General features: G+C 73.3%; 18 protein-coding genes and 1 riboswitch. Of the genes, 16 read left to right on the top strand and 2 right to left on the bottom strand.

The features are described 5' to 3' along the window. The first annotated feature begins 96 nt into the window (after positions 1 to 96). From ACFVDM_RS06840 to ACFVDM_RS06800, 9 genes are all read left to right on the top strand, one after another. The gene (locus ACFVDM_RS06840) at positions 97 to 1,521 is read left to right on the top strand and encodes an extracellular solute-binding protein (RefSeq protein ID WP_383634170.1); all 1,425 of its coding nucleotides are present in this window, start codon (positions 97 to 99) and stop codon (positions 1,519 to 1,521) included. A 76-nt stretch (positions 1,522 to 1,597) separates the two neighbouring features. After that, complete coding sequence (locus ACFVDM_RS06835; RefSeq protein WP_383634168.1) at positions 1,598 to 2,557, top strand: carbohydrate ABC transporter permease; 960 nt, start codon at positions 1,598 to 1,600, stop codon at positions 2,555 to 2,557. Between the two features lie 16 nt (positions 2,558 to 2,573). Beyond that, positions 2,574 to 3,530: a carbohydrate ABC transporter permease gene (locus tag ACFVDM_RS06830; protein ID WP_383634166.1), complete on the top strand. Its 957-nt coding sequence runs from the start codon at positions 2,574 to 2,576 to the stop codon at positions 3,528 to 3,530. 136 nt (positions 3,531 to 3,666) lie between these two features. Next, on the top strand, positions 3,667 to 5,292 hold the full coding sequence (locus ACFVDM_RS06825) for a glycoside hydrolase family 13 protein (protein ID WP_383634164.1): 1,626 nt from the start codon (positions 3,667 to 3,669) through the stop codon (positions 5,290 to 5,292). A gap of 94 nt (positions 5,293 to 5,386) precedes the next feature. Continuing rightward, positions 5,387 to 5,713, top strand: a complete 327-nt coding sequence (locus tag ACFVDM_RS06820; RefSeq protein ID WP_383634162.1) for a cupin — start codon at positions 5,387 to 5,389, stop codon at positions 5,711 to 5,713. A gap of 210 nt (positions 5,714 to 5,923) precedes the next feature. After that, positions 5,924 to 6,550 (top strand): GNAT family N-acetyltransferase, encoded by a 627-nt coding sequence (locus ACFVDM_RS06815; protein ID WP_383634160.1) that lies wholly within the window; start codon positions 5,924 to 5,926, stop codon positions 6,548 to 6,550. Between the two features lie 93 nt (positions 6,551 to 6,643). Next, positions 6,644 to 7,519 carry an ABC transporter substrate-binding protein gene (locus tag ACFVDM_RS06810; RefSeq protein ID WP_383634158.1) on the top strand — a complete coding sequence of 292 codons (876 nt, stop codon included), beginning with the start codon at positions 6,644 to 6,646 and terminating at the stop codon, positions 7,517 to 7,519. A 124-nt stretch (positions 7,520 to 7,643) separates the two neighbouring features. Further along, complete coding sequence (locus ACFVDM_RS06805) at positions 7,644 to 7,907, top strand: type B 50S ribosomal protein L31 (RefSeq protein WP_383634156.1); 264 nt, start codon at positions 7,644 to 7,646, stop codon at positions 7,905 to 7,907. Positions 7,908 to 8,056: 149 nt separating this feature from the next. After that, the gene (locus ACFVDM_RS06800; protein ID WP_383634154.1) at positions 8,057 to 9,022 is read left to right on the top strand and encodes a carbohydrate kinase; all 966 of its coding nucleotides are present in this window, start codon (positions 8,057 to 8,059) and stop codon (positions 9,020 to 9,022) included. A gap of 200 nt (positions 9,023 to 9,222) precedes the next feature. Here the strand turns inward: ACFVDM_RS06800 and ACFVDM_RS06795 are convergent, their stop codons facing one another. Beyond that, complete coding sequence (locus ACFVDM_RS06795) at positions 9,223 to 10,515, bottom strand: hypothetical protein (protein WP_383634152.1); 1,293 nt, start codon at positions 10,513 to 10,515, stop codon at positions 9,223 to 9,225. A gap of 158 nt (positions 10,516 to 10,673) precedes the next feature. Between ACFVDM_RS06795 and ACFVDM_RS06790 the strand changes: the two genes are divergently transcribed. From ACFVDM_RS06790 to ACFVDM_RS06775, 4 genes are all read left to right on the top strand, one after another. Continuing rightward, positions 10,674 to 12,629, top strand: coding sequence for an acyl-CoA dehydrogenase (locus ACFVDM_RS06790; RefSeq protein ID WP_383634150.1), 1,956 nt, complete (start codon positions 10,674 to 10,676; stop codon positions 12,627 to 12,629). A 163-nt stretch (positions 12,630 to 12,792) separates the two neighbouring features. After that, a riboswitch (cobalamin riboswitch) is annotated at positions 12,793 to 12,979 on the top strand. Positions 12,980 to 13,012: 33 nt separating this feature from the next. Beyond that, positions 13,013 to 14,080, top strand: a complete 1,068-nt coding sequence (locus ACFVDM_RS06785) for an ABC transporter substrate-binding protein (RefSeq protein WP_383634148.1) — start codon at positions 13,013 to 13,015, stop codon at positions 14,078 to 14,080. Continuing rightward, positions 14,077 to 15,156 (top strand): FecCD family ABC transporter permease, encoded by a 1,080-nt coding sequence (locus ACFVDM_RS06780; RefSeq protein ID WP_383634146.1) that lies wholly within the window; start codon positions 14,077 to 14,079, stop codon positions 15,154 to 15,156. The genes ACFVDM_RS06785 and ACFVDM_RS06780 overlap by 4 nt, the downstream gene beginning before the upstream one ends. Continuing rightward, positions 15,153 to 15,941, top strand: a complete 789-nt coding sequence (locus tag ACFVDM_RS06775) for an ABC transporter ATP-binding protein (RefSeq protein WP_383634144.1) — start codon at positions 15,153 to 15,155, stop codon at positions 15,939 to 15,941. The genes ACFVDM_RS06780 and ACFVDM_RS06775 overlap by 4 nt, the downstream gene beginning before the upstream one ends. 171 nt (positions 15,942 to 16,112) lie before the next feature. Here ACFVDM_RS06775 and ACFVDM_RS06770 read toward each other — a convergent pair whose 3' ends face one another. Next, on the bottom strand, positions 16,113 to 17,177 hold the full coding sequence (locus tag ACFVDM_RS06770) for a PRC and DUF2382 domain-containing protein (RefSeq protein ID WP_383634142.1): 1,065 nt from the start codon (positions 17,175 to 17,177) through the stop codon (positions 16,113 to 16,115). 383 nt (positions 17,178 to 17,560) lie between these two features. Between ACFVDM_RS06770 and ACFVDM_RS06765 the strand changes: the two genes are divergently transcribed. From ACFVDM_RS06765 to ACFVDM_RS06755, 3 genes are all read left to right on the top strand, one after another. Continuing rightward, positions 17,561 to 18,361 carry an IclR family transcriptional regulator gene (locus ACFVDM_RS06765; protein ID WP_383634140.1) on the top strand — a complete coding sequence of 267 codons (801 nt, stop codon included), beginning with the start codon at positions 17,561 to 17,563 and terminating at the stop codon, positions 18,359 to 18,361. Positions 18,362 to 18,448: 87 nt separating this feature from the next. After that, positions 18,449 to 20,116, top strand: a complete 1,668-nt coding sequence (locus ACFVDM_RS06760; protein ID WP_383634138.1) for an OPT/YSL family transporter — start codon at positions 18,449 to 18,451, stop codon at positions 20,114 to 20,116. Positions 20,117 to 20,187: 71 nt separating this feature from the next. Next, positions 20,188 to 21,246 carry a hypothetical protein gene (locus tag ACFVDM_RS06755; protein ID WP_383634459.1) on the top strand — a complete coding sequence of 353 codons (1,059 nt, stop codon included), beginning with the start codon at positions 20,188 to 20,190 and terminating at the stop codon, positions 21,244 to 21,246. The last annotated feature ends 121 nt before the right edge of the window (positions 21,247 to 21,367 follow it).

The following is a 21,367-nucleotide window of genomic DNA, read 5'->3' as shown; positions in this document are numbered from 1 at the left end:
ATATTGCGTTCACATGTCGGCGCTGGTTGAGTGTGCCTCGCCCCGGCAGAGAGCCGGCCGAGGGCCTTCCACGCTCATGCCCGAAGGGGACCATCGATGAGAAGTGCCGGGTTGCACCGCACACGCCGTATCAGCCGTGCCTCCGCGGCTGCCCTTGTCACCGCCCTTGCCCTGACCTCGCTCGCGGCCTGCGGCACGAGCAGCAGCAAGGACAGCGACTCGAACAGCACCTCGAAGGGGTCGTCCGACCCTTCGGCCCCGCTCGACCCGAAGACCAAGGTCACGATCTCGATCGACTGCATGCCGCCGGCGGCCAAGGCTGCGGAGCTGCGCGAGTGGAACGAGGACATCAAGACGTTCAACAAGACCTACCCGAACGTCACGATCAACGGGAAGTCCACCCCCGGCCAGTGCAACGAGCCGCCCCGGTTCACCGCCATGCTGAAGGGCAAGTCCCAGCCCGACGTCTTCTACGCCTACTTCAGCGACCTCCAGCAGGTCCTGGACAACAACGGCGCCGAGGACATCTCCGCCTACGTCACCGACAAGACGGTCCCGGCGCTCAAGGACATCCAGCCCCAGGTCGTCGACGTGGCGCGCAAGGACGGCAAGCTCTACGGCCTGCCGACCAGCAACTACACCATGGGCCTGATGATCAACCGGAAGCTGTTCACCCAGGCCGGTCTCGACCCGAACAAGCCCCCGGCCACCTGGGACGAGGTCCGCGCGGCCGCCAAGAAGATCGCCGGCCTCGGCAAGGGCATATCCGGCTACGGCGAGTACAGCGCCGGCAACAACGGCGGCTGGCACTTCGCCGCCACCCAGTTCGGCCTCGGCGGCGAGATGGTCGACGCCTCGGGCAAGAAGGCCGCCTTCAACAACGACACCGGCCGGCAGGTCCTCCAGCAGCTGCACGACATGCGCTGGGAGGACGACAGCATGGGCAAGACCCAGCTGCTGAAGTGGGGCGACCTCCAGAAGCAGATCGCCAGCGACAAGCTCGGCATGTTCCTGGCCGCCCCCGACGACATCGCGTACATGGTGCAGCAGCTCGGCGCCTCGTACGAGAACTTCGGCCTGGGCCCGATCCCCGGCGCCAAGGGAACCCTCTTCGGCGGCAACAACTACCTGATCAAGAAGGGCAGCTCGCCCGACCAGATCAAGGCCGCCGTCGCCTGGCTCAACTTCAAGAACCTCACCCCGGGCAAGGGCCAGTTCGACTGGGCCCGCACCAAGGCCGACAAGCTCCCCGTCGGTCTCCCGCAGCCGAACTTCTTCCTCGGCGACAGCAAGACCAAGGACGACGCCGCACGCGCCGAGAACGCGACGATGCCCGTCGAGAACTTCAAGGCCTTCATGGACAACCCCGTCCCCGGCAAGGCCGAGCCGCCGAAGGCCCAGGAGATCTACAAGATCCTCGACAACGCCATGTCCGGCGTGCTGACCAACAAGGGCGCCGACATCGACAAGCTGCTCTCCACCGCCGAGCAGCAGGTCAACCAGGTTCTGGCGAACCAGTAAGGGACGCGAGGGGCCGGGTCCCCCGGACCCGGCCCCGCACCCGCCCCGCTCAGTTCAACGGCACCGAGGAGACACCATGTCGGCCCCAACCCTGTCCCCGCGCAAGGCGACCAGGCCTCGCCACGGACATCCGGACCCCGCCCGCCGGACCTCCGGCCGGGAGGAGTTCCTGCGCGCCGTGCGCCGCAACATCTCGGCCCACGGCTTCCTCATCGGAGCGGTGCTCTGCTTCTCGCTCTTCTCCTGGTATCCGATGGTCCGGGAATTCGTCCTGGCCTTCCAGAAGACCGAGGACGGCACGACCACCTGGGCCGGCTGGTCCAACCTGACGTACGTCTTCAACGACCCGGCCTTCTGGCAGGCCTGGCGCAACACCCTGCTGTTCACCGTCCTCGCGCTGCTCCTCGGCTTCGTCGTCCCGTTCGTCGTCGCCGTCGTGCTCAACGAGTTCCGCCACGGACAGGGCTATCTGCGGCTGCTCGTCTACCTCCCCGTGATGCTGCCGCCCGTCGCGTCCGTCCTGCTCTTCAAGTACTTCTACGACCCCGGATACGGCCTGTTCAACCGCATCCTGGACGTCTTCCACCTGCCCGCGCAGCAGTGGCTCCAGGACACCGACACCGCCATGCTCTCCGTCGTCATCGCGGCGACCTGGATGAACATGGGCGGCGCCACGCTCATCTACCTGGCCGCCCTCCAGGGCATCCCCGGAGAGCTGTACGAGGCCGCCGAACTGGACGGGGCGGGGCTGCTGCGCAAGATCTGGCACGTCACCATCCCGCAGACCCGGCTGATCCTCTCGCTCCTCCTGCTCATGCAGATCATCGCGACGATGCAGGTCTTCACCGAGCCGTTCCTGCTCACCAACGGCGCCGGCCCCGAGGGCTCCACCACCACCGTCGTCTACCTCATCTACCAGTACGCCTTCAACTTCAACAACTACGGCAGCGCGGCGGCACTCGGCCTCGTCCTGCTCGTCGTCCTCGCGGGATTCTCCGCGGTGTACGTACGACTGAGCCGCAGCAGCGAAGACTAGGACGGGAGCCAGGACCATGGCATCGAACACGTTTGTCTCCCGGCGCGGGAGCGCGCGCAAGGAACGGCGCGGGGCCTCCAAGGGACGCGCCGAACTCGGCCGCCAGCGGACCCTCGTCTCGCCGGCCCAGCTCGCCCGGCCGCGCGGCCGGGCCGTCTACTGGACGGTCTTCGCCCTGGTGATCATCGTCTTCACGGCGGTCTTCCTCGGGCCGCTGTACTGGATGGTCACCGGCGGCCTCAAGACCACCCAGGAAGTCGTCCAGAGCCCGCCCACCTTCTTCCCCGGATCGGTCCACACGGAGAACTACAGCCAGGCCTGGAACGTGATGGACCTGTCCAAGCTGCTGTTCAACACGCTCTACTACGCCTTCGGCGCGCTGGCCTTCCAGCTCGTCTTCGACGTGGCCGCCGCCTACTCGCTCTCCAAGCTCCGGCCGGTCTTCGGCAAGGCCATCCTCGGCATGATGCTGGCCACCCTGATGATCCCGGCGACCGTGCTGGTCGTACCCCAGTACCTCACGGTCCTGGACGTACCCGTCTTCCAGCGGAACCTGGTCAACTCGCCCTGGGCGATCTGGCTGCCGTCGGTCACCAACGCCTTCAACATCTTCCTGCTGAAGCGCTTCTTCGACTCGATCCCGCGCGAACTGCTGGACGCCGCCTCCATCGACGGGGCCTCACCGCTGCGCACCCTGCGCTCGATCATCCTGCCGATCTCCCGGCCGATCCTCGGCGTCGTCTCCATCTTCGCCGTGGTCGGGGTCTGGAAGGACTTCCTCTGGCCGATGCTCACCCTGCCCGACCCGTCGAAGCAGACGCTCAACGTGGGCATCTACTCCCTGGCCAGCGGTGTGCCCGAGAACGTGCTCATCGCGGCCCTCACCATCGCGTCGATCCCGACGCTCCTCATCTTCCTGCTCTTCCAGCGCAACATCATGAGCGGTCTCACCGCGGGCGGTCTCAAGGGCTAGCCCCTTCCCGGGCCGCGCCCCGCGACCCGGGGTCCCGCCCGGCCGCCCTCCCCCCAGCACTCCGCCGCCGGCTCTCCCATCCTGCCCCGCCCGACGGGCCGGCGGCGGAGTCCCACCTGCCCGAAAGGAACGTCACGTGGCAGCCAACCGTCCGTCCGACGCCACCACGAACTGGTGGCGGGACGCCGCCATCTACCAGGTCTACCCGCGCAGCTTCGCCGATGGCGACGGTGACGGCACCGGCGACCTCGCGGGGGTCCGGGCCAAACTGCCCTACCTCGCCGAACTCGGCGTGGACGCGCTCTGGTTCACGCCCTGGTACCTCTCGCCCCTCGCCGACGGCGGCTACGACGTGGCCGACTACCGCACCATCGACCCCGCCTTCGGCACCCTCGCCGAGGCCGAGAAGCTGATCGCCGAGGCCCGTGCGCTGGGCATCCGCACCATCATCGACATCGTGCCCAACCACGTCTCCGACCAGCACGCCTGGTTCCGGGCCGCCCTGGCCGCCGGACCCGGCAGCCCCGAGCGCGAACTGTTCCACTTCCGCGCCGGGCGCGGCGACGACGGCGAGATCCCGCCCAACGACTGGGTCTCCGAATTCGGCGGCACCCCCTGGACCCGGCTCGACGACGGCCAGTGGTACCTCCACCTCTTCGCCACCCAGCAGCCCGACCTCAACTGGGCCCACCCGGCCGTCCGCCAGGAGCACGAGGACGTCCTGCGCTTCTGGTTCGAACGCGGCGTCGCCGGCGTACGCATCGACTCCGCCGCCCTGCTCGCCAAGGACCCGGACCTGCCCGACTTCACGGAGGGACGCGACCCCAACCCCTACGTCGACCGCGACGAACTGCACGACATCTACCGCTCCTGGCGCGCCATAGCCGACGAGTACGACGGGGTCTTCGTCGGCGAGGTCTGGCTCCCGGACACCGAACGGTTCGCCCGCTACCTGCGCCCCGACGAACTGCACACCGCCTTCAACTTCAACTTCCTGGCCTGCCCCTGGGACCCCGCGCGGCTGCGCACCGCGATCGACGACACCCTCACCGAGCACGCCTCGGTCGGCGCCCCGGCCACCTGGGTCCTGTGCAACCACGACGTGACCCGCACCGTCACCCGCTACGGCCGCGCGGACACCGGCTTCGACTTCGCGGCCAAGGCCTTCGGTACCCCGACGGACCTCGCCCTCGGCACCCGGCGGGCCCGTGCCGCCGCACTCCTCTCATTGGCCCTGCCCGGCGCGGCCTACCTCTACCAGGGCGAGGAGCTGGGGCTTCCCGAGGCCGACATCCCGCTGGACCGCATCCAGGACCCGATGCACTTCCGCAAGGGCGGCACCGACCCCGGCCGGGACGGCTGCCGGGTCCCGCTGCCGTGGCGGGCCGGGGAGCCGCACGCCGGCTTCGGCGGCGCCGCCGAACCCTGGCTGCCCCAGCCCGAGGGCTGGTCCGCCTACGCCGCCGACCGGCAGAGCGGCGACCCGGACTCCATGCTCACCCTCTACCGCGAGGCCCTGCGGCTGCGCCGCACCGAACCCGGGTTCGCCACCGGGGGCGAACCCGGGATCCGCACACTGACCTGGCTGGACGCGGCGCCCGGCGTCCTCGCCTTCGCCCGCACCGAGGGCCTGGTCTGCGTGGTCAACCTGGCCGCCGATCCCGCCGGGCTGCCGCCCCACCGCGCGCTCCTGCTCGCCAGCGGCCCGCTCGACGAGGACGGCCGGCTGCCCCGGGACACCGCCGTCTGGCTGCGCGTCTGACCGCCGCGCCCTCACCCCGCCGGTCCGGCCGCGCCCCGCGCACGGCCGGACCGGCAGGATCGCGGGGGAGCGGGGGCTGCGGCACAGTGGGCACATGGACGCACCCCATGACCTGAACGCCCTGGCCGACGAACACCTCGCGAAGGCCCGCACCTCCCCGCACGGCCGGAGCGCCCATCTGCTCCTCCACGAGGACCCGCTGCGCCAGACCGTCATCGCGCTGACCGGGGGCAGCGCGCTCGACGAGCACAACGCCCCGCCCGCGGCCACCCTCCAGGTGCTGCGCGGCGCGGTCCGGCTCACCGCCCCCTCCGGGGACGTGGAACTTGCGAGCGGACGGCTGCACCCCATCCCCCAGGAGCGGCACGGACTGCTGGCCCTGGAGGACGCCGTGGTGCTGCTGACGACCGTCAACGGCTGACCGGGCTCACTCCTCCGCGTCCCCCTCGAAGGCGCGGACCTCGACCGGGAGCCCGACGGCCGGCGCGGCCCCGGTCCGGCGCGGTGCCGGCCCCCGTCCTCTCTGCGCGGCTCCGCCGCCCGGCCCGGTCCGGCCGTTCGGTGGATGCGGCGGGGGCGGAGCCCGGGCGCACCCCTTGTGGGAGCGCTCCCAAGGTCGCAGGATGACCGCATGACCTTGCTTCCCGGCCCACGCGCCTACCACCCGGACGACCGCGCCGCCCTCGACGACATCTGCGTCCGCACCGCCGACAACGGCGGCGACTCCCGGCACCTCTACCCCGACCACGCCCTCATGTCCACGATCTTCGCCGCGCCCTACGCGCACCTCGAACCGGAGCTGGCCTTCGTCCTCGACGACGGCACCGGCCGTGCCGTCGGCTACATCCTGGGCACCGCCGACACCCCGCGCTTCGTACGGGACTTCAGGGAGCGCTGGCTGCCCCTGGTGGAGGACCGCTACCCCCAGCCCGACCGGACGCCGGTCACCCCCACCGAGGAGATGATCGGCCTCCTGCACGACCCGGAGCGCATGGTCCTGTCCGAACTCGCCGGCCACCCCGCCCACCTGCACATCGACCTGCTGCCCGACTGGCAGCGCAAGGGATGGGGCAGACAGCTCATGCGCACCTTCCTCGCGGCCCTCGCCGCCCGCGACGTCAAGGGCGTGCACCTGTCCATGCTCACGGCCAACACCCCGGCCCGGCACTTCTACGACCGGCTCGGCTTCACGGAGATCGCCGTCCCCGACCCCGGACCGGTCACCTACCTGGTGCGCTCCACGGAGCCCGGCCTCTGACCCGTCCCCGTGTTCTCCGGCCGGAGGCTGGGCAGGAAGACCTCGACGAGACCGCGACGGGGGGCGGACGGCCGGTGGCGAGAGGTGGATGGCATGGGTGAGCGGACGGCATGGCAGTTCTCCGACGACCGGGGGCAGGTGTCGGCCTCCGGGCGGCGCCCGGAACGGGTCCTCGCCTACGTCCAGGCCGGGGCGACCTTATGGGACCACGGCATCCGCCCCCGGGCGATATTCGGCTCCGGCCACGACGATCCGGCCGTACCGGACCCGGCCAAGACCGGCGCGCTGCCGTCCGCCGATGTCGCGTACATCGGCGCGGGCGCCGCGCTCGACGTCGACACCCTGCTGGAGGGGGCGCCCGAACTCGTGGTCGCCGTCACCTACGGCGGCGGCCAGGTCTACGGCCTCGACCCGGAGGCCGCGAAGCACCTGGAGGGACACGTCCCGGTCGTGGTCATCGACGTGGGCCAGGGGCGCACCCTCGCGGAGATCACCGGGCGGTTCGCCGAACTGGCCCGCTCCCTGGGCGGCGCGGAGCCCGGCAGCGCCGGACGGGAACGGGACGCCGCCAGGGACCGGCTGCGCGCGCTCACGGCGGCGCCGCGCCGCCCCCGGGTCCTCGCCCTCTCCCCGGACGGCCCGGACCGCGTGCACCTGGCCCGCCCCCGGATGTGGCCCGAACTGCGGGTGCTGACCGAACTCGGCGTGGAGCTGGTGGAGCCGCCCGAGGGACCGGGCGCCAACTGGTTCACGGCCGGCTGGGAACAGGCCGCCGATCCCGTGCCCGACGTCGTCCTCGCCGACTCCCGGGCCCACGCCACCCCGCTCACCTCCCTCCCGCCCGGCGGACCGTGGGCCGCGGCCGGCGGGAACGCGGCCCGGGTGGTGCCCTGGAACCCGGAGCCGGTGTGCAGCGCCCGCGCCCACGCCCGCTTCCTCGGCCGGGTGGCCGACGCCCTGGAGGCCTGACCGGCACCGCCCGCCCCGTGCGGCGGTGCCCCGTACGGACGCGTGGGGATCGCGCGGACGGCCCGGGTTCGCGAGGCTGGCCGGGAGGTCCCGCGCCCGAACCCGTACCTTCCCAGGAGCAGGCATGCAGCAGGACAAGCATCCGACCTACCGCCCCGTGGTCTTCCGCGACCGTTCGGCCGGCTACGCCTTTCTGACCCGGTCCACCGCGTCCAGCGACCGGACGATCGACTGGGACGACGGCAACACCTACCCCGTCATCGACGTGGAGATCTCGGCGGAGAGCCACCCGTTCTTCACCGGCAAGGCACGCGTCGTGGACACGGAGGGCCGGATCGCCAAGTTCGAGCGCCGTTACGGCGAGGAGGGCGGCGCCCCCACCTCCTGAGCCCTGTCCGTGCCGGAGCCCTCCACCCACCGGGGCGGAGGGCTCCGGCACGCCCCGGGTACGGCAGGATCGGGGATCGACCCGACGTCCTCCAGGGCCCCCGCGCCCGCCCGGACACCGACGCCACCGCACCCCGGGAGACCCCGCCCATGCCCGACGGAACCGACCTGCTGGTCATCGGCGAGTGCGTCGCCGACATCGTGCGCCTGCCCGGCTCGGCCGACCGGGTCCACCCCGGCGGCAGCCCCGCCAACGTCGCCTGCGGACTGGCCCGCCTGGGACACCCGACGACGCTGCTCACCCAGCTCGGCGCGGACGGGCACGGGCGGCTGATCCGCGGTCATCTGGCCGGCGCGGGCGTCGAGGTCCGTACCGACGGTGCCGACGTCGCCACCCCGTCCGCCGCCGTGACGCTGGACGGCGCGGGCCGGGCCTCGTACGCCTTCGCGATCGGCTGGTCGCTCGGCCCCGTCGCGCCGGACCGGACACCCGGGCACGTCCACACGGGATCGATCGCGGCCGTCACGGCACCGGGGTCCTCGACGGTGCTCGCGGCGGTGGAGTCGCTGCGGGCGGCGGCGACCGTCAGCTACGACCCCAATGTGCGGCCGGTGCTGATGGGCGACCACGCGGAGGCCGTGCGCCGGGTCGAGCACTGCGTCGCGCTCGCCGATGTGGTGAAGGCCAGCGACGAGGACCTCGCGTGGCTCTACCCGGGGGAGGACCCGGTGCGCGCCGCCGGACGGTGGCTGGGCCGGGGTCCCCGCCTTGTGCTGGTCACCCGGGGCGCGGACGGCGCGTGCGCGCTCCTGCCCGGGGGCCCGCTGACCGTACAGGCGCCGCCCGTCGCGGTCGCGGACACGGTCGGAGCGGGCGACGCCTTCATGTCCGGCGTCCTGCACGCGCTGGCCGGCCGGGGGCTGCTGGGGGCCGCCGCCCGGGAACGGCTGCGGTCGCCGGACCGGGCCACCGTGACCGACGTCCTTCGGTACGCGGTGGCTTCGGCGGCCGTGACCGTCTCCCGGGCCGGCGCCAGCCCGCCCGACGCCGCGGAACTGGAAGCGGCGCTGGGCGGTGTCACGGGATCCTCCGGACACGGCCCACGGCGGGAGTGAGGGCGACGGTGCCACCGCCACCCCCCACGGGGACGGCGGCACCGTCATCGTGCGGCGAGACGCTGCCGGAGCGGTGGCTCCGGAGAATGCTGCACCCCTCACCGCCCGGCGTCGCCGCACTGCGGGAGTTGTATCCGCCCCCCCGTTACCGAGGCATTACTGGACGACCGGGACATGACAGATCGGCCCGGGCGGTACCGTCAGACCGGGGCCGCCAGGCGGGGCGCCCCGTCGTCGTCGAGGAACTCGACCACCGCGAGGGCGACCAGCGCGCACAGCGTGATCCACACCGTGACCAGCCCCGTCGGCCGGTCCCAGGCCACCAGCACCGCGACCGCCACCACGACCACCGTCCAGTTCAGCGGCCGCCGGGCCCGGTGCACCCAGCGCCCGACCGGGCCCCCGGCGAAGCCCGCCGCCTGCCGCACCGCGCCGATCCCGCCGCTCCACATCGCCAGCACCCGGGTGGCCGCCCGGCCGCGGCCGGTGAGCCAGGCGGCCAGCGCCACCACCACGCCGACCGTCACCACCAGCCGGACCCCGGTGCGCAGGAATCCGGCCAGCGCGTCGAAGACCGCGCCCGCGGCCGGCTGCGACACGTCCGAGGGCAGGCTGTCGAGATAGAACGCGCGCCCCGCCCACACCACGACGCCGAGCAGTGCGGCACCCGTCGCGACCGCCAGGGCCGCGGTGACCAGGGCCCGCCTGCGGCGTACCGCGAGCAGCACCCCGCCCGCGGCGATCACCAGCGTCACCACCGGGAGCCAGAACCCGAGGATCTGCAGGGCGCGGAACCCCTTCTCGGCCCGGCCGACCGCGTCCGAGGTCAGCAGCGTGTAGTCGGTGTGGATCTCGGGGATCTTCCCCGCCACCGTCAGGCCCCGGTCCACCAGCCGTTGTTTGACCTGGTCGATGACGGGGGCGAGGTCGAGCGTCACGGTGTCGTCGGTCAGCTTCACCGCCCCGCCGCCCTGCCCCGTCAGGGCCTTGACCACGGAGGCGTGGGCCCGCGCGTTCACCTCGTGCCAGACCTGCTCGAAGGCGTCGCTGGTGACGAAGCGGTCCACCGTGCCGCGCACCAGCGAGGTCACCCCGGCCGTGAGCGGATCGCCGAGCCTGCCGAGCGCCTTGTCGACGACGGGGCGGTCGGCGGGGGCCACGTCCGCCAGCAGCGCGTCGAGATCCAGATGGTCCATGACCGCGGCGGTGACCCGGTCGGTCACCGCCGCCTGGACGTCGGGGTCGGAGGCGAGCGGATCCATCATCGCCGTATACCGGTCCGTGTCCCCCGCGACGTCGCTCGCCCAACTCGACACGATGCTCAGCGGGGTGAGCACGGCGGCCACGAGCACCAGCAGAACCGCGAAGAAGGAGCGCACGCGGTGCCCGTGGCTCCGCGGGGCCCCGGCCTCCAATTGCGCCACCCGGACGCGCAGCGCTTCGAGTTCGGCGTGCTCGCCCGCCGCGTCCGGCTTGTCGGGGTCCCGTTCCATGAACCCAGGGGATGCCCTGGGCGGGCGGCGGGCGCGGCGGACTGCTGCAAACAGGTGAGGCGGAGGGCGGAGGGTACCCGACACCCACGGGTGTACGGAAATCGCTCGCTTATGCAGGTTTCCGGGTGTCCTGGCCGATTCCTGCTCGTTTTCATCGTATGACCACCCTTCTCGACACCGAGGGTCCGGCGCAGGCCGTGGCCCGGCCGGTCACGGACCGGCTCACCCGGGTCCTCCTGGGCCCGGACGCCCACCGCGAACACGGTTTCTGGCGGCGGCTCGTGGCCACCGAACCGTTTCGCCGCCCGACCGGCCCGGCCCCCGGGCCCACGCCCGGGGAACGGCTCGCCCTCGCCCACCGACGGCTCCGCGTCCTCAACAACGCCCTGGACAGCGCCGCCCGCCCGGCGAGCGACGCGCGCGCCCTGGCCGCCATGCACGAATGGCTCGCCCCGGTGGACCCGGCGCTCGCCACCGTCGCGGGCATCCACTACAACCTGTTCCTCGGCAGCCTCCTGGACCACGACTCCGACCACCCCCGCGATCTCTCGGACTTCCTCGCGCTGCGCCGCATGGGCACCTTCCTGTGCACGGAGGTGGCGCACGGGAACGACGCCGCCGCCGTCGAGACGACCGCCGCCTACGACCCCGACCGGGACGGCTTCGTCCTGCACACCCCGCACGCCGGTGCGCAGAAGTTCATGCCGAACACCAGCCCGGCGGGCGGCCCCAAGTCCGGGCTCGTCGCCGCCCGGCTCGTCGTCGAGGGCGTCGACCAGGGCGTCTTCCTCTTCCTGGTCCCGCTCACGGACGCCACCCGGGCCCTGCCCGGCATCCGGGTGCGGCTGCTGCCCGCCCGGATGGGCAGCCCGGTCGACCACTGCCTCACCTCCTTCGACAGCGTCTTCGTCCCGCGTGGGGCGATGCTCGGCGGAGTGCAGGGACGGATCGGCGAGGACCGGGTGTTCCGCAGCGACACCGAGGGCCGCAGGCGCCGATTCCTCGTCTCCATCCGCCGGGTCACCGCCGGCCGGATCTGTATGAGCGCCAGCGCGGTGGGCTCGGCCCGCGCCACGCTCGCCGTCGCCGTCCGCTACGGCGGACACCGCTTCGTCTCGGGCGGGCGCGGCGCCCCGCCCGTCCCGGTCTCGGTCCACCGCAGCCACCACGGCCCGCTCGCCGAGGCCATGTCCACCGTCTTCGCGATGAGCCTGCTGCACCGCCGCGCCCTCGACCGCTGGGAGCGGGCGGAGCGGGCCGGCGCCGCCGACCGCGCGGCGGCGGAGCGCCTGGTCGACGTCGCCAAGGGCTGGATCACCTGGCAGGCCCGTTCCGTGATCGTCGAGAGCCGTGAACGCTGCGGCGCCCAGGGGCTGCTGGAGCACAACGGGATGACCGAACTGGTCACCGGGGTCGAGGGCGCCATCACCGCCGAGGGCGACAACCTGGCCATCCACTCCCGCGCCGCCGTGAGCCTCCTCATGGACGCGGTCACGGGCGCCCGGCAGGAGCCCTCGGACCTCCCGGTGCCGGGCGACCTCGCCGATCCCCGCTTCCTGGGCACCCTGCTGGAGCGGATCGAACAGCTCTGGTTCGCACGGGCGGCCGGCCGCACGGCCCGGGTGGCGCACGAGGACCCGAAGGAACGCTGGAACGCGGCGTCCGGCCCCGCCCTGCGCGGTGTCGAGGCCCATGCCTACCGCCACGCGGCGGAGGCGTACGCGCAGGCCTTGGAGGAGCTGCCCGAGGGGCCGGCGCGCGACCGGCTGGGCGAACTGGCCCGGCTGTTCGCCCTGCGCTGGATCGCCCGCAACAGCGGTGACCTGCTCGCCGACGGACGGCTGACCGCCGCCCAGGTCGAAGGGCTGACCGACGCCGTCGAGCAGCTGATCGCCGCCGTGGCCCCCCATCTGCAGGAGCTGGCCGCGGCCTTCGCGCTGCCCGGCGAACTCCTCGCGGACTGGCCCATCGCGGGTCCTCGGTACACCGACGCCTACGACGACCCGGAGGCCTCCTGGAACACCCGGTCCGCCGAGACGCCGACGGGCCTGTCCGGGACATTCCGCGAGGAGACACCCGGCTTCGGTGGCGAATCGGTTCGCCCCAAGGGGTGACCGGGCAGAGGCGCTTTGTCGCGCATCCCGCCCACCGCCCCGGCGGTGAGCTGCGGGCCCTGCCGCGACCGGTGCGTCCCGATGCCCGCGCGGTGGCCGGTGGCAGGGGGCCGTGCTCCCCGGCCACCGGCCCGCACCGCCACTGAGCTGCGCGGAAGCTCGTGGTAGCGTGCCCGGTGCCAGTCGAACTCCAGCCTGGAGTCAGGGAATCCGGTGCGAATCCGGAACTGACGCGCAGCGGTGAGGGGGACGGGCGGGGCCACGGCCACTGGGAGACCACGGTTTCCCGGGAAGGCGCCCCGTCCGCGTGAACCCGAGTCCGAAGACCTGCTGGCACCCGCGGTCCGGACCGGGCCGCGGAGTCCGTACCCCGGGCCCCGCGCATGGGCCCCGAGACGACGAGGTACTCCGTGCCGCCCCTGTCCGGCCACGCCCGCACCGCCGCCCTGCTCACCGCCGCGCTCGTCCTGCTGACGGCCTGCGGCACCGGAGGGCGCACGCCCGCCGCCCGGAACGGGGACGCCGCCGGCTACCCCGTGACCCTCGGCAACTGCGGACGCACCGTCACCGTGCACCGCGCCCCCGAACGTGCCGTCCCCGTCGACCAGGGCTCGGCCGAGATCCTGCTCGCGCTCGGCCTCGCCGACCGGATGGCCGCGACCGCCACCTGGACCGATCCGGTGATGAAGGGCCTGGAGAAGGCCAACGCCACGGTCCCCCGGATATCCGACAACCGGCCCTCCTCCGAGAAGGTCCTGGACCGGGAACCCGACTTCGTCAGCGCCTCCTTCGCCTCCACCCTGGCCAAGGGCGGCGTCGCCCCGCGCGAACAGTTCGAGAAGCTGGGCGTCCCCACCTACGTCTCGCCCGCCGACTGCACCGCCAAGGACAACAGCAAGGACGGCGACGGGGTGCGTACCGGCACCCTCGGCATGGACAGCGTCTACACCGAAGTACGGGAACTGGCCCGGGTGTTCGGCGTCCCGGAACGCGGCGAGAAACTGATCGCCGCACTCCGCGCACGGATCCGGAAGGCCACGGCGACCGTCGACGCCTCCGGCACCACGCTGATGTACTGGTTCGCCAACTCCACGTCCCCGTACCTGGCCGGCTGCTGCGGGGCCCCCGGCATCATCACCCGCGAACTCGGCGCGAAGAACGTCTTCGACGACACCCACGAGGAATGGCCGCAGATCAACTGGGAGACCGTCGCCGACCGCGATCCGGCCGTCCTGGTCATCGGCGACCTCACCCGCCGCTCCCAGACCGCCGAGAGCGCCGCCGGAAAGATCGCCTTCCTGGAGTCCCACCCCGTCACCCGGACCATGGACGCCGTACGCCACAAGCGGTACGTACTGCTCAGCGGCCAGGCCATGAACCCGTCGATCCGCACCGTCGAGGGAGTGGAACGCGTCGCGGCCGCGCTGCGCTCCTTCGGGCTCGCGGGATGAGCGGCACCGCACCGGCCGCGGCCGCGCGCGAGGCCGCCGGCCCGGCCGTCCGCGGAGCGGGGCGGGCGCTGCGCGCCGGACTGGGCTGGACCGCCGGACTGCTCCTGCTCGCCCTGTCCGTCGCCGTCGCCGTCACGATCGGCCCCGCCCGGATCTCCGTCGCCGACGTCTGGTCCGCCGTCGGAGCCCACCTCGGCCTCGGCACCCCGGAACTCTCCCCGATCCGCGACGGCATCATCTGGAACCTGCGCATGCCCCGGACGCTGCTCGCCGCGGTGTGCGGCGCGGGGCTCGCCGTCTGCGGCACGGTCATGCAGTCGCTGCTGCGCAATCCGCTCGCCGACCCGTTCGTCCTCGGCGTCTCCTCGGGGGCCTCCACCGGAGCGGTCGCCGTCGTCGTCCTCGGGGCCGGCGGGGGAGCGGTGTCGCTGTCGGCCGGTGCCTTCGCCGGGGCCCTGTGCTCCTTCGCCCTGGTCATGCTGCTCAGCCACAGTCTCGGTGGCAGCACCGACCGGGTCGTCCTGTCCGGGGTCGCCGCCATGCAGCTCTTCTCCGCGCTGACCTCCTTCGTCGTGATGACGGCAGCCGACGCCGAGCAGACCCGGGGCGTGCTCTTCTGGCTGCTCGGTTCGCTCGGGGGCGTCGGCTGGACCGAGACCGGGACGTGCGCCGCGGTCCTCGCCGCGACCCTGGCGGTCTGTCTGGGCCACGCCCGTACGCTCGACGCCTTCGCCTTCGGCCAGGACGCCGCGGCGGCCCTCGGCGTCCGCGTCGGACGCACCCGGATCGTGCTGCTGTGCGCGACCGCGCTGCTGACCGCCGCGCTGGTGGCGGCGGCCGGGGCCATCGGCTTCGTCGGCCTCGTCCTGCCGCACGCGGCCCGCGCGCTCACCGGATCCGGGCACCGCAGGCTGCTGCCCGTCACCGCGCTCGCCGGTGCCGTGTTCCTGGTCTGGGCCGACACCCTCGCCCGTACCGTTCTCGACCCCCAGGAGGTCCCGGTGGGCGTCGTCACCGCCCTCATCGGCGTCCCCGCCTTCGTCCTGGTCCTGCACCGCACCCGGCGGACGCCGTGAGCGCGGGGGAGCCGGGCGGTCTGCGGGCCGACCGGGTGGCCCGCCGGGCGGGCGGCCGGCTCGTCGTGGACGGCGTCTCGCTCGCCCCGCCGCCCGGCGGCACCACCGGACTGATCGGCCCGAACGGCTCCGGCAAGTCCACCCTGCTGCGGATCCTGGCCGGGGTGCTCGCCCCGGAGACCGGCGTGGTCACCCTCGACGGCGATCCGCTCGCGCGCGTCGGCCGGCGCGCGGCCGCCCGGCGCATCGCCGTCGTCGACCAGCACGCCGCCACCGAGGCCGATCTGAACGTCGTGGACGTCGTACGGCTCGGCCGCATCCCGCACCGGCGCGCCTGGTCGGCCCCGACGCCCGAGGACGAGGCCGCAGTGGACGCGGCGCTGGAGCGGACCGGCCTCACCGGGCGGCGCGCGCAGTCCTGGCACACCCTGTCCGGCGGTGAGCGCCAGCGCGTGCAGATCGCCCGCGCGCTCGCCCAGGGCCCGCGCGAACTCCTGCTGGACGAACCGACCAACCATCTGGACATCCAGCACCAGCTCCAGCTGCTGTCCCTGATCACCGCCCTGCCGCTGACCGCCGTGATCGCGCTCCACGACCTCAACATGGCCGCGATGTTCTGCGACCGGATCGCGGTGCTCAGCAGGGGCCGGGTGGTCGCCGCCGGCACCCCCGCCGAGGTCGTCACCGAGGAACTGATCGCCGAGGTCTACCGGGTGCGGGCGGTCGTCACGCCCGAGGGACCGGAGAACCGGCCCTCCGTGCGCTTCCTGCCGCAGACGGTGTGAGCGCCGGGACGGCGTGGAGAAGCAGGACGGCCCGGAGAGCCGGGGCGGCGCGGAGAGGCAGGACCGCAGGGACGACCGGACGGTGCGAGCACGGGACGCGGGGGCGGACCCGGTGCGGGTCCGCCCCCGCGTCAGCGCGGAGCGCGGCGGCCGGTGGCCGCGGTGGGGTCGTCAGCGGTGCCGCCCCTTGCCCAGGTCACCGCCCGTGTCCCTGCCGGGCATGTCCTTGCCCGGCATGTCCTTCCCGCTCTTGCCGGTGCCGTCCGCGTAGTCGATCTGCTCCTTGCGCAGTTCGGCGGAGACCTCCTTCTGCTCCGTCACCCTGGTCGTCTCCATCCGCACCCGTTCGACGGGCACGGTCTCCTTGCGCATGGTGGCGCGTTCGGCGTGCAGCGTGACCTCCACGTCCTGCTCGGAGAGGTCCGACCGGGCCGCCTTGTCGCCCGGACGCAGCGGCTCGCGGACCACCCGCACCTCCTCGTGCGTCACCGGCACCGTCCTGGTGACGTTCTCGGTGACCACGTACTTGTGGAGGCGGGCCCTGCCGCTCTCGTACTCCTCGGTGCCGACGTGCAGCTGCTCCTCGGAGCGGATCATCTCCTCCTTGCCGCCGAGGTCACCGGCGGACCGCTCGGCCCCCGCGCCGACCAGCGGCCTGGAGGTGTCCGCCGCCGCGGTGTCGCGGTGCTTGCCCGTGCCCGTGCCGGTGCCCATGCCCGCACCGGCGCCCGCGGTGGTCCCGGTGCCGGTGGTCGCGGTGCGGTCGGTGTCCGCCGCGCCCATGGCGCCTGCCCCGGCCGCCGCACCCGCTCCGGCGCCGGCCGCGCCCATCGTGCCCGTCCCTGCGGCCGTCGGGGCGTTCGCGCCCTTCGTGCCGCCGGACCCGGCGCGGTCCTGCATCGAGGCCGTGGTGTTCCTGGTCAGGCCGTAGTGCCGGTAGAGCTCCTCCTCCTCGGCGACGGACAGATGCGCGTCCGCGTCCACCCGGGGGGCTTCCTTGACCTGGTCCTTCGTGTGCGAGATGTGGAGGTCGGAGCCCACCCGGCGGGCTCCGGCGAGGGGCACGAAACTCTCCTTCATGCCGAACAGACCGGTCTTGACCGTGACCCAGTCCGGCCGGCCGGTGTGGTCGTCGACGTACACCCGCCCGACGTTGCCGATCTTCTCACCCGCGGCGTCGTACGCCGTCAGGCCGTCGAGCTCTCCGGAATCCGTGAAACCGTCAGCGGCTCCCATGGCCGATTCCTCCTCGCTCGGGCGCGTCCTGTGGGTGGGTCCAGCAGGGGAGGCGCGTCCGGCTTCCATCGCGCCTCACCCGGATGGACGCTGCAACCGCCCGTGCCCCCGGCACCGGCGGGCGCACCCGCGCCGCGTAGGCACAGGCCCCGCAGGGCGGAGGCGCGGCGGGGCTCGCCGAATTACGCCGAACGGGTGAACGGGTGGGGTGTCGGCCCACACCCGGGGGAGTGGGGACGGCCCGCCGGAACACCTCGGTCCGGATCTTTCCGGGAAACCCTTGACACCTGCCCGGGGCGCCCGCATCCTTTCGCCAGAAATCGCAACGGCGTTGCGATTTCCGCACCGATACGCGCACCACCTGCACGAAGGAGGCCCGGCCCATGGCGGAGAAGGGCGCGGACACCACCCCCGAGGCCGCTGCCGGACGGCAGGCCCCCGGAGTCCTCCAGACCGTGGACCGGGCCCTGCTCGTCCTGCTGACCTTCACCGAGCAGCGGCCCGAATGGGGCGTCAGCGAACTGGCCCGTCACCACGGCTGGGACAAGGCCGTCGTCCAGCGCCTGCTCACCACCCTGAGCGCGCGCGGCTTCCTGCTCTGCGACGAGAACAGCCGGCGCTACCGCCCGGGACCCGCCCTCTCCCGGCTGGCCCGGGTCAGCGAACACAGCGGAGTGCTCTCCTCGCTCGCCCGCCCGATACTCGCCGGGCTGCTCCGCGAGACCGGCGAGAGCGTCGTCCTCAACGTCCCGCACGGCGGCAGCTACCGCTGCGAGGCCGCCGTCGACGGCACCGGCCCGGTCCGCTACACCGCGATCATCGGCGCCGTCATGCCCGGCCACGCCGGAGCCTCCGGCCACACCCTCTTCGCGTACCACCCCGAACGCGAGATCCGGCAGATGTTCGGCGCCACCGGACTGACCCGGTTCAACGACCGCACCATCACCGACCTGGACGCGCTGCTCGACTGCTACGCCCGGGTCCGGACCGACGGGTACTGCATCAGCCACGGCGAGTACGACGAGGCCGTGACCGCGGTCTCCGCCCCCGTCCTCCAGGGCGACGGCGTCGCCGCCTCCCTCACCGTCATCGGCCCCTCCCACCGCGTGGACCGGGCCGTCGACACCCTCGTGCCGCTGGTACGCGCCGGAGCGGCGGACATCACCGCCGCCCTCGGCGGCTGACCCGCGCCCGCACACCGCTTCCGCCGGCCCCCGCCGTACCGCCGGGGCCCGGCCCCACCCAGCCCTGCTCACCGAAGGGGGTGCCCCATGGCGCACCATGTCTCCGCGCCGCACCCTGCCCCGCCGCCGGGCTCCGAAGAGCCCCGGTCGCACCCGCGCGTGGCGGAACCCGTCCTGCTGGTCGTCCTCGTGGTGCTCGCCGCGGTGGGCGCCGTCATCGGCATCGACCTGGTGTCCAAGCTCGGCATCTCCGCCAACACCTCGGTGGTCGGCGCCCTGGTCGCCATGCTGATCGGCCGCATCCCGCTCGGCTTCCTGCGCCGGATGCGCTCCGTGCACCGGCAGAACCTCGCCCAGAGCGCCATCTCCGCCGCGACCTTCGCCTCCGCCAACGCGCTGCTGACCTCCGTCGCCGTGCCCTATGTCTTCGGGCGCGAGGACCTGGTCTGGCCGATGCTGGCCGGCGCCACCATCGGACTCGTCGTGGACGCCTGGGTGCTCTACCGCGCCTTCGGTTCCCGGCTGCTGCCCGCCGACGCCGCCTGGCCGCCCGGCACCGCGGCGGCCGAGACCATCAAGGCCGGCGACCGGGGAGGACGCCGCGCCCTGATCCTGGCCGGCGGCACCGCCGTGGGACTCGTCGGAACCCTCTTCAGCCTGCCGCTCTCCGCGGCCGGCGTGGCCTTCCTCGGCAACGTCTGGGCCCTCATGATGTTCGGCATCGGGCTCATGCTGCGCCAGTACAGCCCCGATCTCTTCCACACCGACCTCGGCGCCGGGTACATCCCGCACGGCATCATGGTCGGCGCCGGCATCGTCGCCCTCGGCCAGGCCGTCCACATGCTCGCGGGCCGCCGCGCCCGCAAGCGCGACGAGGCCGGCCGGGAGGCGGAGGAGAGTGCCGCCACGCTCCGGCAGGCCGACCCCACCACCGCGTACACCGTCGACGAGCGCGCGCTGCGCCTCTCCCTGATCCGCGGCTACGCGCTCTTCACCGCGGGTGCCGTCGTCCTCGCCGTCCTCGGCGGACTGGTCGGCGACATGAGCCCGCTCGGCATCGTCGGCTGGGTGCTGTTCGCCGCGTTCGCCGCCCTGGTCCACGAGCTGATCGTCGGCCTCGCGGCCATGCAGTCGGGCTGGTTCCCGTCCTTCGCGGTCACCCTGATCTTCCTCGTCCTCGGCCTCGCGATGGGCATCCCGTCCGTCCCGCTCGCCCTGCTCATCGGCTACGTCTCCGCCACCGGGCCCGCCTTCGCCGACATGGGCTACGACCTCAAGGCCGGCTGGCTGCTGCGCCGCGAGCACCGCCCCTGGGACCCCTTCGAGCGCGAGGGCCGCCGCCAGCAGTTCCTCGCCGCGCTGATCGGCTTCGGCGTCGCCCTCGTCGTCGTGGCCGTGGCCTGGCGCTCCTACTTCGGCCAGGGCCTCATCCCGCCGGTCGCCAAGGTCTACGCCGACACCATCAAGAGCGGACTCAGCGACCCCGACGCGGTGCGCACCATGCTGCTCTGGGCCCTCCCCGGCGCCGCCGTCCAGCTGATCGGCGGCACCCGCCGCCAGATGGGCGTCATGCTCGCCACCGGGCTCCTCATCCTCACCCCGCAGGCCTGCTGGCTCGTCCTCGGCGCCCTCGTCGTCCGGGTCGCCTACCGCAGGTTCCGCGGTCCCTCCGCCGACGAGGAACTCAACCTGGTCGGCGCCGGACTCATCGCCGGCAGCTCGCTCGGCGACTCGGCCCAGATCCTCAAGACCTGACGGCCGCCCCGCAACCACCTTCCGCACCACACAGCACCACCCGCATGGCAAGGAGAACCCCCACCGTGGACATGTACAGCAGGCTCGAACCGCGCCCCGAGTACCTCGGCTTCGAACTCGCCCTGGCCGCCCGCAAGCTCGTCGAGGAGGTCATGCTCGTCAAGCGCGGCGAGCACGTCGTCCTCACCGGTGACACCAGCAGCGACCGCCGCGTCGTCGAGGCCACCGCCCAGGCCGTCGCCGCCGCCGGCGCGCACCCCGTCATCGTCTGGTACGAGACGCTGCCCGGCGCCTCCATGGAGCCGCCCCGGCCCGTCGCCGGCGCCATCGCCGACGCCGACGTGTGGATCGAGTTCGCCGTCTCGTACCTGATGCACTCCGACGCCTTCCGCGCCGCGATGGCCAACGGCTGCCGCTACACCAACCTCACCGCCATGGACGTCCAGATGCTGGTCGCCACTGTCGGCCGCCCCGACTTCCAGGGCGTCATCCGCCTCGGCAAGGCCCTGGTCGCCCTGCTGGAGGCCGCCGACGAGGTCCGGATCACCTCCGCCAACGGCACCGACCTGGTCGGCCGCAACGGCGACCGCCCGATCAACCTGCGGGGCAAGCCCGCAGAGAAGCCCGGCGAGACCGTCATGCTCTCCGGCCAGATCTCCTGGAACCCCCTTGAGGAGACCCAGGACGGCGTCCTCGTCTTCGACGGCGCCCTGTGGCCGCCGGACGAGATCGGCCTGCTGCGCTCGCCGGTCCGCTGCACCGTCGAGAAGGGCGTCGTCACCAGGATCGAGGGCGGCGCCGACGCGGACACCTTCCGTCGCTGGATGGAGTCGTTCGACGACCCGAACATGTTCCGCATCGCGCACTGGTCGCTCGGTTTCAACCCCGGCGTCCTCGCCCCGACCGGCCGCATCGTCGAGGACGAGCGCGTCTTCGGCTGCGTCGAACTCGGCATCGGCACCAAGGGCGCCTGGATCGGCGGCGAGCCGTGGGTCGCCGCCGCCCACACCGACGGCAGCGTGCTGGGCCCGTCCATCTACCTGGACGGCGTCGCCATCGAGGAGAACGGGCGCTACGTGCACCCCGAACTCGTCGAGATCTGCCGCGACCTGGGCGTCGCCGGCTACTGACCGACCCGCCGGGCGGGCCGCACCCACCGGGGGGGGGCCCCCCCGCCCCCCCCCCCCCCCCGGGGGGCGCCCCCCCCCCCCCCCCCCCCCCCCCCCCCCCCCCCCCCCCCCCCCCCCCCGG

Origin of the sequence: Streptomyces sp. NPDC057682 (assembly GCF_042799575.1) — a bacterium.
GTDB lineage: Bacteria > Actinomycetota > Actinomycetes > Streptomycetales > Streptomycetaceae > Streptomyces.
Note: the sequence above shows the minus strand (reverse complement) of the source record. Positions and strands in the feature narration are given on the sequence as shown.